The 15,080-nt window shown below is 69.2% G+C and carries 12 protein-coding genes and 1 pseudogene; 12 read left to right on the forward strand and 1 reads right to left on the reverse strand.

The window, feature by feature from the left end; translation table 11 throughout:
- The first annotated feature begins 5 nt into the window (after positions 1-5).
- The 4 genes from ACMCNO_RS01840 (at position 6) to ACMCNO_RS01855 (ending at position 3,297) form a co-directional block, all read left to right on the forward strand.
- Positions 6-269: a UBP-type zinc finger domain-containing protein gene (locus tag ACMCNO_RS01840; RefSeq protein ID WP_412747694.1), complete on the forward strand. Its 264-nt coding sequence runs from the start codon at positions 6-8 to the stop codon at positions 267-269.
- A 208-nt stretch (positions 270-477) separates the two neighbouring features.
- Entirely contained in the window at positions 478-1,020 is a 543-nt protein-coding gene (locus ACMCNO_RS01845; protein ID WP_412747695.1) for an SRPBCC family protein, read from the forward strand.
- Positions 1,017-2,192 carry a zinc-dependent alcohol dehydrogenase gene (locus ACMCNO_RS01850; protein WP_412747696.1) on the forward strand — a complete coding sequence of 392 codons (1,176 nt, stop codon included), beginning with the start codon at positions 1,017-1,019 and terminating at the stop codon, positions 2,190-2,192. Before ACMCNO_RS01845 ends, ACMCNO_RS01850 begins: the two co-directional genes overlap by 4 nt.
- Before the next feature lie 73 nt (positions 2,193-2,265).
- On the forward strand, positions 2,266-3,297 hold the full coding sequence (locus ACMCNO_RS01855; RefSeq protein WP_412747697.1) for a hypothetical protein: 1,032 nt from the start codon (positions 2,266-2,268) through the stop codon (positions 3,295-3,297).
- Between the two features lie 341 nt (positions 3,298-3,638).
- Here the strand turns inward: ACMCNO_RS01855 and ACMCNO_RS01860 are convergent, their stop codons facing one another.
- On the reverse strand, positions 3,639-4,268 hold the full coding sequence (locus ACMCNO_RS01860; RefSeq protein WP_412747698.1) for a BON domain-containing protein: 630 nt from the start codon (positions 4,266-4,268) through the stop codon (positions 3,639-3,641).
- Positions 4,269-5,162: 894 nt separating this feature from the next.
- On the opposite strand from ACMCNO_RS01860, the gene dnaK reads away from it, so the two are divergent.
- The 8 genes and pseudogenes from dnaK to ACMCNO_RS01900 all read left to right on the forward strand — a co-directional run bounded on the left by dnaK (position 5,163) and on the right by ACMCNO_RS01900 (position 15,046).
- Positions 5,163-7,055 (forward strand): molecular chaperone DnaK, encoded by a 1,893-nt coding sequence (dnaK, locus tag ACMCNO_RS01865; RefSeq protein WP_412747699.1) that lies wholly within the window; start codon positions 5,163-5,165, stop codon positions 7,053-7,055.
- Between the two features lie 6 nt (positions 7,056-7,061).
- Positions 7,062-7,601: a nucleotide exchange factor GrpE gene (locus ACMCNO_RS01870; protein WP_412747700.1), complete on the forward strand. Its 540-nt coding sequence runs from the start codon at positions 7,062-7,064 to the stop codon at positions 7,599-7,601.
- A complete protein-coding gene (locus ACMCNO_RS01875) occupies positions 7,601-8,578 on the forward strand; it encodes a DnaJ C-terminal domain-containing protein (RefSeq protein WP_412747701.1) in 978 nt (325 codons plus the stop codon). Before ACMCNO_RS01870 ends, ACMCNO_RS01875 begins: the two co-directional genes overlap by 1 nt.
- A complete protein-coding gene (locus tag ACMCNO_RS01880; protein WP_412747702.1) occupies positions 8,575-8,904 on the forward strand; it encodes a chaperone modulator CbpM in 330 nt (109 codons plus the stop codon). The genes ACMCNO_RS01875 and ACMCNO_RS01880 overlap by 4 nt, the downstream gene beginning before the upstream one ends.
- A complete protein-coding gene (gene clpB / locus ACMCNO_RS01885; protein WP_412747703.1) occupies positions 8,895-11,519 on the forward strand; it encodes an ATP-dependent chaperone ClpB in 2,625 nt (874 codons plus the stop codon). The genes ACMCNO_RS01880 and clpB overlap by 10 nt, the downstream gene beginning before the upstream one ends.
- A gap of 1 nt (position 11,520) precedes the next feature.
- On the forward strand, positions 11,521-11,955 hold the full coding sequence (gene trxA / locus ACMCNO_RS01890; RefSeq protein WP_412747704.1) for a thioredoxin: 435 nt from the start codon (positions 11,521-11,523) through the stop codon (positions 11,953-11,955).
- Between the two features lie 35 nt (positions 11,956-11,990).
- Positions 11,991-13,634 (forward strand): annotated as a pseudogene (locus ACMCNO_RS01895) (FAD-dependent oxidoreductase).
- 254 nt (positions 13,635-13,888) lie between these two features.
- The gene (locus tag ACMCNO_RS01900) at positions 13,889-15,046 is read left to right on the forward strand and encodes a hypothetical protein (RefSeq protein ID WP_412747705.1); all 1,158 of its coding nucleotides are present in this window, start codon (positions 13,889-13,891) and stop codon (positions 15,044-15,046) included.
- Positions 15,047-15,080: the final 34 nt, after the last annotated feature.

Genomic DNA, 15,080 nt, shown 5'->3' on the forward strand with positions numbered 1-15,080 from the left:
AATCCATGACCACAGTCATCGACCCGCACGTCGTCCTGATCAGACCGGTGGTCCCGCAGACCCCCGGTGGCTGCGGAGAGTGCCTGCGCCTGGGCACGCCGTGGGTCCACCTGCGGTTGTGCCTCACCTGCGGGCACGTCGGCTGCTGCGACTCGTCACCGATGAAGCACGCGCGGCAGCACGCCCACACCAAAGCCCATCCGATCGTCCAATCGTTGGAGCCCGGCGAGGACTGGCGATGGTGCTACGTAGACGAGGCGTTCGTCTGACCGGGCAGGGAAGGCGCGCAGCGGTCGATTCGCGGGTCAGATGGTTTCCTGCGGGTATACGGCCTAGAAGGCCGCGCGCCGGGTCGCGGTGTACCCGGTAGGAGGGTGTACCCGGTAAGAGGAGGTGCAGCGGCGGGCCACGGGCTCGGCTGGATGAGCCTCGGTCTGGGCCGTGCCGGCGGTGCGGGGCGCACGCGAAGGAGGATCCATGGAGTTGACAGCAGCGACAACCATTCGCAAACCCGCGCTGGAGGTGTACGGGTTCTGGCGCGATCTGGAGAACCTTCCGACGTTCATGGCGCACCTCGAGCAGGTCCGCACCACCGGTGACCGGACCAGTCGTTGGACCGCCGACGCCCCGTTCGGCAAGGACGTCGGGTGGGACGCGGAGATCATCGAGGAGGTGCCCGGTGAGAAGATCGCGTGGCGTTCGACCGGCAACGCCGACGTGCCGAACGCCGGTACGGTCCGCTTCGTGCCCGCCCCGGACGGTGTGAGCACCGAGGTGCACGTCGTGCTGGTGTACGACATTCCGGGTGGCACGGTCGGCAAGGCGGTCGCCAAGTACTTCGGTGAGGAACCGCATCAGCAGCTCGACGACGATCTGCGCCGGCTCAAGCAGGTGCTGGAGACCGGCGAAGTGGTCCGCTCCGACGGCGCCCCGTGGGGCAAGCGAGCCCGTAAGGAGTTCCCGCAGCGTCCGGCCCAGCCGCTGTCGGACGCCGAACTCGCGAAGGGAGCGGACGCATGAGGGCGAACACCTGGGCCGGGCGTAACAAGGTCGAGGTCCGTGACGTGCCGGATCCGAGGATCCTGAACAAGCGCGATGCCATCGTACGGATCACCTCCACCGCGATCTGCGGCTCGGACCTGCACCTGGTGGACGGGTACGTGCCCACGATGCAGGACGGCGACGTCATGGGTCACGAGTTCATGGGCGAGGTCATCGAGGTCGGCCCCGGCGTCGACCCTGGTCGTTTGCGCGTCGGGGACCGGGTCGTCGTGCCATTCCCGATCGCCTGCGGCGGGTGCGCGGCCTGCGCCGCAGAGCTGTACTCCTGCTGCGAGAACTCCAACCCGAACGCCGGGATCGCGGAGAAGATGTTCGGTCACCCGGTCGCCGGGATCTTCGGCTATTCGCATCTGACCGGCGGTTTCGCGGGCGGTCAGGCCCAGTACGCGCGGGTGCCGTTCGCCGACGTGGGTCCGATGAAGATCGAGTCCGAGCTGAGCGACGAGCAGGTGTTGTTCCTGTCCGACATCTTGCCCACCGGCTACATGGGTGCCGAGATGTGCGACATCCAGCCCAGCGACGTCGTGGCGGTGTGGGGCGCCGGCCCGGTCGGCCAGTTCGCCATGGATAGCGCCCGGGTGCTCGGCGCCGCGCAGGTCATCGCCATCGACAAGGAGCCGTACCGGCTGCAGATGGCGGAACGGGCGGGCCACACGCCGGTGAACTTCGACGAGGTCGACGTTCGGTCGCGGCTGCTGGAACTGACCGGCGGGCGCGGACCGGACAAGTGCATCGACGCGGTCGGCATGGAGGCCACCCACGGCAGCGCGCACATCGCCGCGTACGACCGGATCAAGCAGGCCGTCCGGTCGGAGACCGAACGCCCGCACGCGCTGCGCCAGGCGATCCTGTCGTGCCGCAGCGGCGGCGTGGTCTCGGTGATCGGTGTGTACGGCGGTCTGCTGGACAAGTTCCCCGCCGGCGCGTGGATGAACCGGGCGCTGACCCTGCGGACCGGGCAATGCCACGTGCAGCGCTACATGAAGCCGCTACTGCAGCGCATCGAACGCGGAGAGATCGACCCGACCCGGATCATCACCCACACCCTGGCGCTCGACGAGGCCGAACGCGGCTTCGAGATCTTCAAGAACAAGCAGGACAACTGCGAGAAGGTCGTCCTCAAACCCTGACGACCACCCGCATCCGGCCACCGCGGTAAGTAGACTCGATACGAAACACGCCGCCGCGAAGTGGGAGCGCAAGGTGCTCGACCTGCCGCCGCACGCAGCCGGGGTCGCCGCGGAGGTGATCGCACTGGCGGACCTGCCAGCGAGCCTCGAGGAGCGCGCGGAGGCGATCCTGGACCCGCTGCGTCAGGTGATTCCGTTTCAGGCCGCCCGCATCGCGTTGCTTGATCCTGAGCTGCGTCAGCACGACCTATTGGCCTGCCACGGGTACAACGACCGCATCCGCGCCTACATGACCACCCGGGAGGACTACGGCGAAATCGAGTCCCTAGGCCTGCACGGAACCACGCCGCTACGTGTCCGGGATCTCCCGGTACCCGCGACGGAGATCCGCAGCTGGATGGAACTGTTCCGACCGGCCGGATTCCGGGAAGGTCTCGGTATCGGTCTGGTCACCCGTGACGGCCGCCGGGTCGGCCTACTGGGACTCAACACCGACAGCCCCGCATACCCGAGTCCGGCCGCATGCGAGCTGGTGCAACTGCTGGCCCCCACCATCGCGTACGCGGTGGATCCGCTCCGCTCGCTCACGGTGCTGGCCCGGATCGTCCGGGGGATGACCGCGGCGACGGTTCTCACCATGTCCGGCGGCTCGCTACCCCTTCCCGGGCTGCCTACGCATCCGCTACTTGAGGCGAACTCGGCCGTCCTCTCGGCGGCGGTCGCGCACCTCGGCGGAACACCGGAATTTGCCACGTTCCTGGCACCGTACGACCGGCCGCCAGCCGAAGCCGGACATGTCCGGATCACTCGGTTGGGGTGCGATGGTCGGCCCCCACGTCATCTGCGGGCCGTGGTCGCCGTTGGCACACCGGGTGACCTGTGCGGGCTGACCGGAACCGAACTGGAGATCCTGGGTGCGCTCGTCGACGGTGCGCCGACGGCGTCCATCGCCGTTGCCTGGGGCATCCCCGTGGAGATCGTCGAGGGGCACCTCGAACGCGTCCGAATCAAGCTCGCCGTTCCGGACCGGATCACGGCCAGCCTCCGCGCCGTGCGGGAGGGACTCTATGTCCCGACCGAATTGGCCGCCGTCACCCGATCGTAGCCGCACGACCGGATCCAGTTCCGTCGCTCCAAGACGTCCGATGCCGTCGGTCGGACTTGCCGGGGCCCATTGGGTGACCACGTCGGCTCCTCATTGACATCGTACGGACGGGCCGACTGTCGGCCTGAGACAGATAGTTCGGCTCACCGCACGGCGGCAGACCCGCGTTTCGGTACCGCCTCCCGGCCCGGGATTGGCAACCATGCCAATCGACGCAGGCGGCCGGTAGCGGTACTCCTGGGGTACCCGGTCCACCGAGCCGGACATTCGGGGACGGACGGCGGCGCACCACCTGACGCCCGCCCACATCCGACGACAGGAGTCCGATCATGTATCACGGTTCACGGGTTGATCGTGATCAGGTTCTGCACCTCGGTGACACCGGGCGCCGACCAGGCGACACGTTCGGCCTCGTGGCGTTCCGCCCACGACCGTACGCTCCCGGTCAGGATCACCGTGCTGCCCTGGGTGGTGACGTGGATCCGTTCCGCATCTGTCTCGGCCGTGCGTACCAGGGCGTCCTCGATCTTCTTCCTGAGCTCATCGGGCGACGGGCCGGTACGCGGCCGCACGGTGATGAGGTTGCTGACCCCCTTGACGCCGGTGAGGGTCCGGACCAACCGTTGCGCCTCCCTCCGCTGGTAGTCCCAGTCCACCTCGCCGCGCAGGGTGACCCAGCCGCCGGACACCGAGACCTTCACCGTGTCGTCGGGTACGAGCGAATCCATCTCGAGCGCCCGCGCGACGGATTCGGCGAGGTCGACGTCGGTCTGCTCGTGGCTGGGCGCCAGGCGTACCTCGATGTCGTTGACGACGGCCTTGACCCCGCGGACACGAAGCGCCGCACGTTCGGCCACCCACTTCTTGCTGAACGTGTCCACCCAGCCGGTTAGCGTCGTCACCCCGTCCCTCACGGCCACGCCGATCTCATTCGGCGCGACCTCGGCGTCCCACTTCAGCTCGCGCAGCACCTCACGCTGGATTCCTCATCGGTCGGGGTGGTTACTGTGCTGGCCATGCCGGTCCTCCAAGACCTCTCGTTCGTGTGTCGGCCCCACTCGCTTCGCGATCGGGCGAGGGCCCGTCTCGACCCTCGGCCCGGACCGGATGACTCCGGTTCACCCGCGGCAGGGGTTCACCCGCGGCAGGCTAGATGTGATGTCCGGGGAGGCTGGTCGAGAAGGTGTGACGACACGGTCTGGTGTCGTAGGTAGGTGAAGGCCTCCGGTTGTACGTCCTGTCTCGATCCCACCAACGCGGCCCGGGATTGTCGATTGGCAGGACTACCGATCCGTGGTGCGTGGACTGTGGACGGCACAGCGGTGTACCGGCCCGACGATGTTCGCTGACTTCGCTTTCCGTCGCAGTTGCGGTCCCAGCAGAGGCGCGCGGGAGCGAGTCCGTCGTGGGGCCGACGTTGACGATGGTGAGAATTCAGGTAGTAGGCCCTCGGCGTGTTGTGCGGCCGCTCGGCGGCCTATTTCCTGCCGAGGCGGTCCGCCCACCCGGTGATCGTCACCAGCCCTTCGCTGACGGCGACGCCGATCTCACTCGCCTCCACCTTGACGTCCCATCTCAGTTGGTCGACCACCGGCTGCTGAATGCCTCATCGGTGAGGGCGGGCGCTGCGATGGCCATGGTGGTTCCGTCCGGGCTGCCGACGAGCCCCTGAGGTTCGCCCCCGGGACCGATGAGTCCGGCTTACCCACACCGGGTTGGCCGGCGGCTTCGTAACGCCGGATTGGCAGATCTGCCAATCGACACCCGCGGCGGCTGCTGGTGGTCTGGAGGCAGGGGAACGGAGCCCGCGATCCCGCGTGTATCCCGGCGACGCAGCCCCATGCGCGATGGTGGAGGAGAGCCTCATGCCCAAGGCAGTCGGGATCGATCTCGGCACCACGAATTCGGTGATCGCGACCGTGGAAGGCGGACAGCCGACGGTCATCGCCAATGCGGAAGGTTCACGAACCACCCCGTCGGTGGTGGCTTTCACCGAGCAGGGCGAGCGACTAGTCGGTCAGCTGGCCCGCCGCCAGGCGATCCTCAACCCCAAGGGCACCATTTACTCGGCGAAGCGTTTCATCGGACGCCGTTTCGACGAGGTGTCCAGCGAGCTGAACGCGGTGACGTTCGACGTGGTATCCGGCCCCGACGATGCGGTCCGGTTCAGGGTCCGCGACAAGCTGTACGCGCCCGAGGAGATCTCCGCCCTGGTGCTGCGCAAGCTGGTCGAGGACGCGTCGAAGTTCCTGGGTGAGCGTGTTACCGAGGCCGTCATCACCGTGCCGGCCTACTTCAACGACGCGCAACGCCAGGCGACGAAGGACGCCGGCCGGATCGCCGGCCTCGAGGTGCTGCGGATCATCAACGAGCCGACGGCGGCGGCGCTGGCGTACGGCCTCGACAAGAAGCAACACGAGACCGTCCTGGTCTTCGACCTCGGTGGCGGCACCTTCGATGTCAGTATTCTCGACGTCGGTGACGGCGTGGTGGAGGTCCGCTCCACCGCCGGCGACACCCATCTGGGCGGCGACGACTTCGACCGCAAGCTCGTCGACCACCTGGCCGACGAGTTCCAGAAGACCGACGGCATCGACCTGCGCCGCGACCCGCAGGCCCTGCAGCGGCTCTTCGAGGCTGCCGAGCACGCCAAGGTGGAACTGTCGTCGGTCACCCAGACGACGGCCAACCTGCCGTTCATCACGGCCGACGCCAACGGCCCCAAGCACCTCAACATGACCATCACGCGTGCGAAGTTCGAGGACCTCACCAACGATCTCGTCCAGCGCTGCCTGGATCCGGTAGAGCGTGCCATGTCCGACGCGAAGGCGACCGCGAACGACATCGACGAGGTCATCCTGGTCGGCGGCTCGACCCGGATCCCGGCCGTGCAGAAGCTGGTCCGCCGGCTCACCGGCGGCAAGGACCCGAACATGACGGTCAACCCCGACGAGGTTGTTGCGCTCGGCGCCGCGTTGCAGGCCGCAATCATCAAAGGCGAGGTCAAGGACGTCCTGCTGCTCGACGTCACCCCGCTGTCGCTGGGCATCGAGACCCAGGGCGGCGTGATGACGAAGGTCATCGACCGCAACACCACCATTCCGGCCCGGCGTACCGAGAGCTTCAGCACCGCAGCCGACAACCAGCCCGCCGTGGACGTGGTGGTACTGCAGGGCGAGCGGGAGAAGGCGGACGACAACCGGGTGCTCGGCCGGTTCCGGCTGGAGAACATCCGGCCCGCGCCTCGTGGCGAGCCACAGATCGAGGTCACCTACGACATCGACGCGAACGGGATCCTGAGCGTGTCGGCCCGGGACAAGGACACCGGCGCCGAGCAGCGCATCACCATCAGCGAGAGCTCCAACCTGGACAAGGGGGAGATCGACCGGATGGTCCAGGACGCCGAACGCCATCGTGGTGAGGACGCCCGGCTGCGCGAGATGATCGACGCCCGCAACGAGCTCGACTCGGCGGCGTACCAGGTGGAACGACGGCTGAACGAACTGGGCGACGCGGTACCCGTGCACGAGAAAGGCCGCGCCGAGATGCTCGTCGACGACGCGCGCCAGGCGATCAAGGACGACGCGCCGCTTGATCGGCTCCGCTCCCTCAGCTTGGAACTGCAACAGGTCTATCAGGGCCTCGGCGCCGGCGGCGGTCCGGCCGGTGGCGCGGACGGCGGCTCGGCCGCACGGCACGACTCGTCGGGCAGCCAGGATGACGACGACGTGATCGACGCCGAATTCTCGACCGGATAACCGACGATGACCGATCAGGCACGGGAGCCGGCGGCGACCGGTGCGGCCGCATCCGGCCCACCGGAGCCGGCCGCCGACGGTGCGGCCCCGCAGGTCCGCGACGAGACCGCCGAGCTGCGTGCCCAGGTGGCCCAGTCGGACGAACGTTACCGGCGGGCGGTGGCCGACTACGACAACCTGCGTAAGCGGATGGCGCGGGACGTTCAGCGGGAGCGCGAGGAGGAGCGGGCCCGGGTGGCGGCGCGATGGCTGCCCGTCCTCGACAATCTGGAGCTTGCCCTGCAGCACGCCACCGCCGAACCGGCGTCGATCGTGTCCGGGTTGGAGGCCGTCCGCCAACAGGCGCTGGCCGTCCTCGCCGACCTCGGTTATCCGTTGCGCGCCGATCTGAACCAGCCGTTCGACCCGAGCCGGCACGAGGCGGTGGCCGCGCTGCCGGCCACCGACGCCACGCCGGGCACGATCCTGCAGGTCGTCCGGCCCGGTTACGGCACTGACGAGCGCCCGCTGCGGCCCGCCGCGGTGGTCGTGGCGAAGGGCGCGTGATGGCGCCGTCCCGCGACTTCTACGACACGCTAGGCGTCTCCAGAGACGTCAGCGCGGACGACCTGCAGCGGGCGTATCGCAAACTGGCCCGGACCTATCACCCCGACGTCAACAAGGATCCGGGTGCGGAGGAGCGGTTCAAGGATCTCTCCGAGGCGTACGATGTGCTCTCCGATCCGGAGCAGCGGCGCCGCTATGACGCCTTCGGCCCGGACTTCCGCCAGGTGCCGCCGGACGTGGATCCGCAGACGTGGGCGCGCGCGCGGGCGGGCGCGGGGGCCGGCGGCGGTCGCGCCCGCGGCGGCGGTAGTCGCGCGCGTCGCCGCGGCGGTCCGGCGGAGGACGTGTACACCCAGCCCGGTGGCTTCGAGGACATCGACCTGGAGACCTTGTTCGGCGGCATGTTCGGCGGCCGTGGCGGCGGTGGCTTCGGCCCGATTCCGGGCGCGGACCAAGAGGCCGAGATCGAACTGACGGTCGAGGAGGCGTACACCGGCGGGCGCCGGACCGTCACGCTGTCCGGCCCAGCCGGCCGCCGCACGCTGGATGTGACGATTCCGTCCGGGGTGACCGACGGCCAGCGGATCCGGCTGCGCGGCCAGGGCGGGCGCGGCGGCGACGGTGCCACGGACGGCGACCTCTATCTCGTGGTGCGGCTCGCACCGCACCCGCGGTATCGCGTCAACGGACGGGACATCACCGTGACGCTGGCGCTGGCACCGTGGGAAGCCGCACTCGGCGCGTCCGTCGCGGTTGACACCCCCGGCGGCGAGGCGAAGATCCAGGTTCCCCCGGGTACGCCCAGCGGCCGGCGGCTGCGGCTCAAGGGACGGGGACTGCCCCACCCCCGCGGCCGGCCGGGTGACCTGTACGCCGAGGCCCGGGTCATGGTCCCGCCCAAGCTGTCCGACGAGGAACGGCGGTTGTTCGAGCAACTCGCCGCGGTCTCCACCTTCGACCCGCGGAGCCGGCCATGACCTACCCCCTCACCCGGACACCGGGGCCCGCGATCGGCCGGCTGAGCCTGACCAGGTTCTGCCGTACCGGCGGGGTGCACCCGGAGATGGTCCAACGGCTCGTCGCGCTGGGCATCCTCAACCCCGAACGCGACGCTGCCGGAAACCTGTGGTTCGGGCGCGACCAGCTGCTCGCTCTGGCTCGCGTCCAACGCCTGCGCGCCGGCCTGGGCGTCAACTACGCCGCCCTCGGCCTCGTGATCGACCTCCTCGACCGCGTGGCCGCCCTCGAGCGTGAACTTCGCGTCACGACCTCTCGACGCACCGGAGGCACATCGTGGACCTGAACCGCCTGACCCAGAAATCGCAGGAGGCCCTGCACGACGCTCAGACCAAGGCGCTGCGGTTCGGCCACACCGAGATCGACGTCGAGCACCTGCTGATCGCCCTGATAGAGCAGCCCGAGGGGCTGGTGCCCAGGCTGCTGTCGGCGACCGGCGTCGACCCGGACAAACTACGGGAACAGGTGGAGGCGGAACTGGAGCGGCGTCCCCGGGTCAGTGGACCGGGCGCCGCACCCGGCCAGGTCTTCGTCACCCAGCGCCTGTCCCGGCTGTTCGACGCGGCCGAGCGCGAGGCGAAACGGCTCAAGGACGAGTACGTCTCCGTCGAGCACCTGGTGATCGCCATGCTTCAGGAGGGACGGGGCTCCACCGCTGGCCGGCTGCTCAGCGACGCGGGGCTCACCCGTGACGGCTTCCTCCAGGAGTTGACGAAGATCCGGGGCAACCAGCGGGTGACCTCGGCGATGCCGGAGGTCGCCTACGAGGCGCTGGCCAAGTACGGCCGCGACCTGGTCGCCGACGCCGCCACGGGCACCATGGACCCGGTCATCGGACGCGACGGCGAGATCCGCCGGGTGGTCCAGATCCTGTCCCGCAAGTCGAAGAACAACCCGGTGCTCATCGGTGAACCGGGCGTCGGCAAGACCGCCATCGTGGAGGGACTGGCCCAGCGGATCACCAACGGTGACGTGCCCGAGGGACTGCGGGACAAGGTGGTGTTCGCCCTGGACATGAGTTCCCTGGTGGCCGGCGCGAAGTACCGCGGTGAGTTCGAGGAACGGCTCAAGGCTGTGCTGTCCGAGGTGAAGGCCGCCGAGGGACGGATCCTGTTGTTCATCGACGAGCTGCACACGATCGTCGGTGCCGGGGGCGGCTCCGAGGGCGCGATGGACGCCGGCAACATGCTCAAACCGATGCTCGCCCGCGGCGAACTGCACATGATCGGTGCGACGACGCTGGACGAGTACCGCAAGCACATCGAGAAGGACGCGGCGCTGGAGCGCCGCTTCCAACCGGTGCTCGTCGAGGAGCCGACCGAGGAGGACGCCATCTCGATCCTGCGCGGACTGCGGGAACGGCTGGAGGTCTTCCACGGCGTGAAGATCCAGGACGCGGCACTGGTCGCCGCGGTGGTCCTCAGCCGCCGGTACATCTCCGACCGGTTCCTTCCGGACAAGGCCATCGATCTGGTCGACGAGGCGTGCGCGATGCTGCGTACGGAGATCGACTCGATGCCGGCCGAACTCGATGAGCTCACCCGGCGCCTGACCCGCCTGGAGATCGAGGAAGCAGCTCTGTCGAAGGAGGAGGATCCGGCGAGCTTGGCCCGGCTCGACCAGCTCCGCAAGGAACTCGCCGACCTGCGCGCCGAAGTGGACGCGCTGCGCGCCCAATGGGACGCCGAACGGCAGGCCCTGAGAAGGGTCCAGGAGCTGCGTCGGGAGATCGAACAGATCCGGCACGAGGCGGAACAGGCGGAACGCAACTACGACCTCAACCTGGCCGCCGAGTTGCGCCACGGCAAGCTACCGGAGCTGGAACGCCGGCTGCAGGCCGAGGAGCAGCGGCTGGCCGCGAAGCAGAGCGGCAAGCGGCTGCTCCGTGAGGTCGTCACCGAGGCCGAGATCGCCGGCATCGTCTCCCGGTGGACCGGCATCCCGGTCAGCCGGCTGACCGAGGGCGAACGCCAGAAGCTGCTGCGCCTGGACCAGATCCTGCACGAGCGGGTGATCGGACAGGACGAGGCCGTGCAGCTGGTCACCGACGCGATCATCCGCGCCCGCTCGGGCATCAAGAACCCGCGCCGGCCGATCGGGTCGTTCATCTTCCTCGGCCCCACCGGAGTCGGCAAGACCGAGCTGGCGCGCGCGCTGGCCGCGGCGTTGTTCGACACCGAGGACAACATGGTCCGGATCGACATGAGCGAATACCAGGAACGGCACACCGTGAGCCGGCTGGTCGGGGCGCCGCCCGGATACGTCGGCTACGAAGAGGGCGGGCAGCTCACCGAGGCGGTCCGGCGCAAGCCGTACTCGGTGGTGCTCTTCGACGAGATCGAGAAGGCACACGCGGACGTGTTCAACACGCTGCTGCAAGTGCTCGACGACGGGCGTCTCACCGATGCGCAGGGCCGCACCGTCGACTTCCGCAACACCGTGATCATCATGACCTCGAACATCGGCTCTCAGTACCTGCTTGAGGGCATCTCCGACGCAGGTGAGATCAAGCCCGAGGGCCGCGAGCTGGTCATGGGCGAGCTGCGGCGGCACTTCCGTCCCGAGTTTCTCAACCGCGTCGACGACACCCTGCTGTTCAAGCCACTCACCCAGCCGGAGATCGAGCGCATCGTCGACCTGATGTTCAACGAACTGCGCGAGCGGCTGGCCGAGCGGCGGATGACGCTGGAGGTCACGGAGGGGGCGCAGCGGTTCATCGCCCGCCAGGGCTTCGATCCGGTGTACGGGGCCCGGCCGCTGCGCCGCTTCATCGCCCGTGAGGTGGAGACCCGCATCGGCCGGGCGCTGCTCGCCGGGGACGCCCGGGACGGCGCGGTGATCCGGGTGGACGTGGCCGACGGTGAGCTGACCGTCACCTACGAGAACTCGCCGGAGGAGTGACGTGGACGGCAGGGTGATCGAGTGTCCGAACTGCGGGCGCAAGAACCGGGTCCCCGCGGCCGCCGAGGGCATCCCGCAGTGCGGCAACTGCCACAATCCGCTGCCCTGGATGGCCGAGGTCGGCGACGACGACTTCGGCGACGTGGCCGAGCGGGCGAACATCCTGGTCCTGGTGGACATGTGGGCGACCTGGTGCGGCCCGTGCCGGCAGGTCAGCCCCGCGCTGGAACAGGTGGCCCGCGACCTGGCCGGCAAGGTCAAGCTGGTCAAGGTCGACGTGGACAAGGCACCGAAGGTGTCCGAGCGGTTCACGATCCAGGCCGTACCCACGCTGATCCTGATGCGCGACGGCAAGGTGGTGGCACGCCGGGCCGGCGCCGCACCCGCCTCGGCACTGCGCAGCTGGATAGACGAGGTCATGCGGAGCGCAGCGTGAACGCGAACGAGGAGCGGCTCTCCGAGACCCCGGATGTGGCCGGGGCCTATCCCCGTCTGTCCGACGAGCAGATCGAACTGCTGAGCCGGCGCGGCGAGAAGCGGCCGGTCCAGCGGGACGACGTGCTTGTCGCCGAGGGTCAGCGGGACCGCGACTTCCTCGTCGTGCTGTCCGGCAAGGCCGCGGTGATCGAGGGGTACGGCACCCCGAAAGCCCGGACAGTCCGGGTACACGGCCCGCGCCGGTTTCTCGACGAACTCGGCCTGCTCACCGGCCAGCCGTCCTTCGTCTCGATGGTCGCGCAGGAACCGGGCGAGGTTCTCGCGGTGCCCCTGCACGAGCTGCACGAACTGGTCCGCAAGGAGCCCGGCCTTGGAGACCTGATCCTGCGCAGTTTTCTAGCCCGCCGGGAACTGCTGATCGGCAGCATCACCGGTATCAAGATCGTCGGTTCGCGGTACAGCCCGGACAGCCGCCGCCTGCGCGAACTCGCCGTCCGCAACCGGGTGCCGCACACCTGGATCGATCTGGAGGAGGACCCGGGCGCCGAGGAGCTGTTGCGCCGGCTGTCCATCGGTGCGACGGACACACCAGTGGTGATCTGGCGGGACAGGGTGCTGCGCAACCCCTCGAACGCGGAACTGGCCCGGGTCGCCGGCCTGCGGCGCTCCTGCCAGGACGAGGCGATGTGCGACGTCGTCGTGGTGGGCGCGGGGCCGGCCGGCCTCGCCGCCGCAGTTTACGGCGCTTCCGAAGGACTCTCGACGGTCGTCCTCGACGCGGTGGCCACCGGCGGGCAGGCCGGTACCTCCTCCCGGATCGAGAATTACCTGGGTTTCCCGGCCGGCATCTCCGGCGCCGACCTGGCCGACCGCGCCGTGGTGCAGGCGAAGAAGTTCGGCGCCGACCTCAACGTTCCGGCCGAGGCGGTACGCCTCGGATGGGACGACAACGACCAGATCGTGCACCTCGACGACGGGGCACAGTTGCGGAGCCGGACGGTGGTGATCGCCACCGGCGCGCGGTACCGGAGACTCGACGTGCCGCGCCTCGCGGAGTTCGAGGGCACCAGTGTGTACTACGCCGCCACCTTCATGGAGGCCGTCTTCTGCGAGCGGCAGCCGGTGTCCGTCGTCGGCGGCGGCAACTCGGCCGGCCAGGCCACGGTTTTCCTCGCCCAGCACGCCGTGCAGGTACGGCTGATCATCCGGCACGACGACCTGAACCGCGACATGTCCCGGTACCTGGTCGACCAGATCGAGCGACTGCCCAACGTCGAAGTGTAGCGCCACACGGAGGTCACCGAGCTGATCGGCGATGACGGTCGGCTGCAGGCGCTCGGCGTGCGCGACACCAGGACGGGTGAGCGGCAGGAGATCCCGACGACGGTGTTGTTCCCCTTCATCGGGGCGCAGCCCTGCACCGGCTGGCTGGCGTCCAGTGTCGACCTGGACAAGCGCGGTTACGTCCTGACCGGAGCGCAGGTGCTTACCGACGCGCCGCAGCCGGTGATGCTCGAGACCAGCCGTCCCGGCGTGCTCGCAGTGGGTGACGTCCGTAGCGGCTCGATCAAACGGGTCGCGTCCGCCGTCGGTGAGGGATCCATGGCCGTTCGTCTGATCCATGACCACCTCGCCAGGTTCGGACATCCTGCCGATCGGCGGCGGTCCCGCCCGTGACATCCGGAAGGAATCCATCCTAGAGACGCTCAGCCGTCACCGGTGGGCGGTGGCCCTCCGTGGCGTCGCCGCGATCCTGTTCGGTGTGCTCGCCCTCGTCTGGCCTGGGATCACCGTCTTCGCTCGCCCGGATGGATCCAGACCAGCTTCGTCTGCGCCAGGTTGGTGGAAGCGGCGGCCACCCGGCCCGCTGTGCACTACACCTGGACAGGTGCGCCTGCGCGGAAGTCCAGTGGGCGCCAGGGAGGAGCGCGATGACCGGCAACCCGGAACACGAGGGCGATTCAGCGGTGATCGTGGTGGGCCTGATCGCTACCCCACCCGACCATCCGGCGTGGGTCGCGCAACGGCTCGCCGAGGAGCTTGCCGATCTGCTCGCCCGGCAGGTGAATGACCAGGTGCGCTGGGAGGTCCGGACCGGGTGGGGCTCGGTCGCACCGCGTCGGGACGGCGGAGTGGAGGCACTGCTGGACGACGTGGCGCGCCGCCGCGAGCAGGAGGTCTGGAACGTCGCGATCTGTCTGACCGACCTGCCGCTGCATGCCGAGCGCGTACCGATTGTGGTGCGCACCTCGGCCCGTCGCCAGGTCGCCGTGGTCTCGCTGCCCGCGCTCGGCCTCCGCCAGCTGAACGCGGTGCGGGCCGTGGTCCCCGATCTCGTCGAGGAACTGCTCCGTGGGTCGCCCGAGGACGGCGAAGGGCTGGAAAGGGAGCCGTTGCGGCAGCTCGTGGGCGTAGTCGCGGCCATCCACCGCGTCCTCGGCCAGGGCGACGACGGCGAGATCGGGCTGGTTGGCTCCCGCATCGGTGGCGGCCTGCGTCTGGTGATCGGCATGGTGCGGGCCAACCGGCCGGGTCGGGCCCTGCTCGGGTTGTCCAAGCTTCTGGTGGGCGCTTTCGGCACCGCGGCGTTCGCGCTCACCTCCAACACGATCTGGCAGATGGGCGACGCGCTGAGCCCGCTGCGCCTGACGGTGATCATGGCGCTCGGCGTCGGCTCGCTCATCGCGTGGCTCATCGTCGCGCACGATCTGTGGGAGAAGCCCGGCAGCGGTACGCCGCCGGAGCTGGCCCGGCTCTTCAACATCGGTACGGTGCTCACACTGTGCCTGGCCACCGCGGTGTCCTACGTAGTGCTGTTCGCCGGGACGGCCGCCGTCGCGCTGTTGCTGATCGACCCGTCGGTGCTCGCGCAGTCGGTCACCGGCCGGATCGGGTTGCCTGACTATCTGAGGCTCGCCTGGATCGTCAGCTCGCTGGCCACGGTCGGTGGGGCGATCGGTTCGGGTCTGGAGGACGAGGAGACCGTACGGGCGGCGGCGTACGGCTACCACCCCGATCCGGGCGGCTGGTTGGACGAGACGGGCTCGGCGGGCAAGTCGGCGGACGTCGGCCTGCCCGACGCCGGCTGAGCGGCGGCCGGGGAGGGTGGCACATTGACTGTCA

Source organism: Krasilnikovia sp. M28-CT-15 (genome assembly GCF_047159595.1).
Taxonomy (GTDB): Bacteria; Actinomycetota; Actinomycetes; order Mycobacteriales; family Micromonosporaceae; genus Actinoplanes.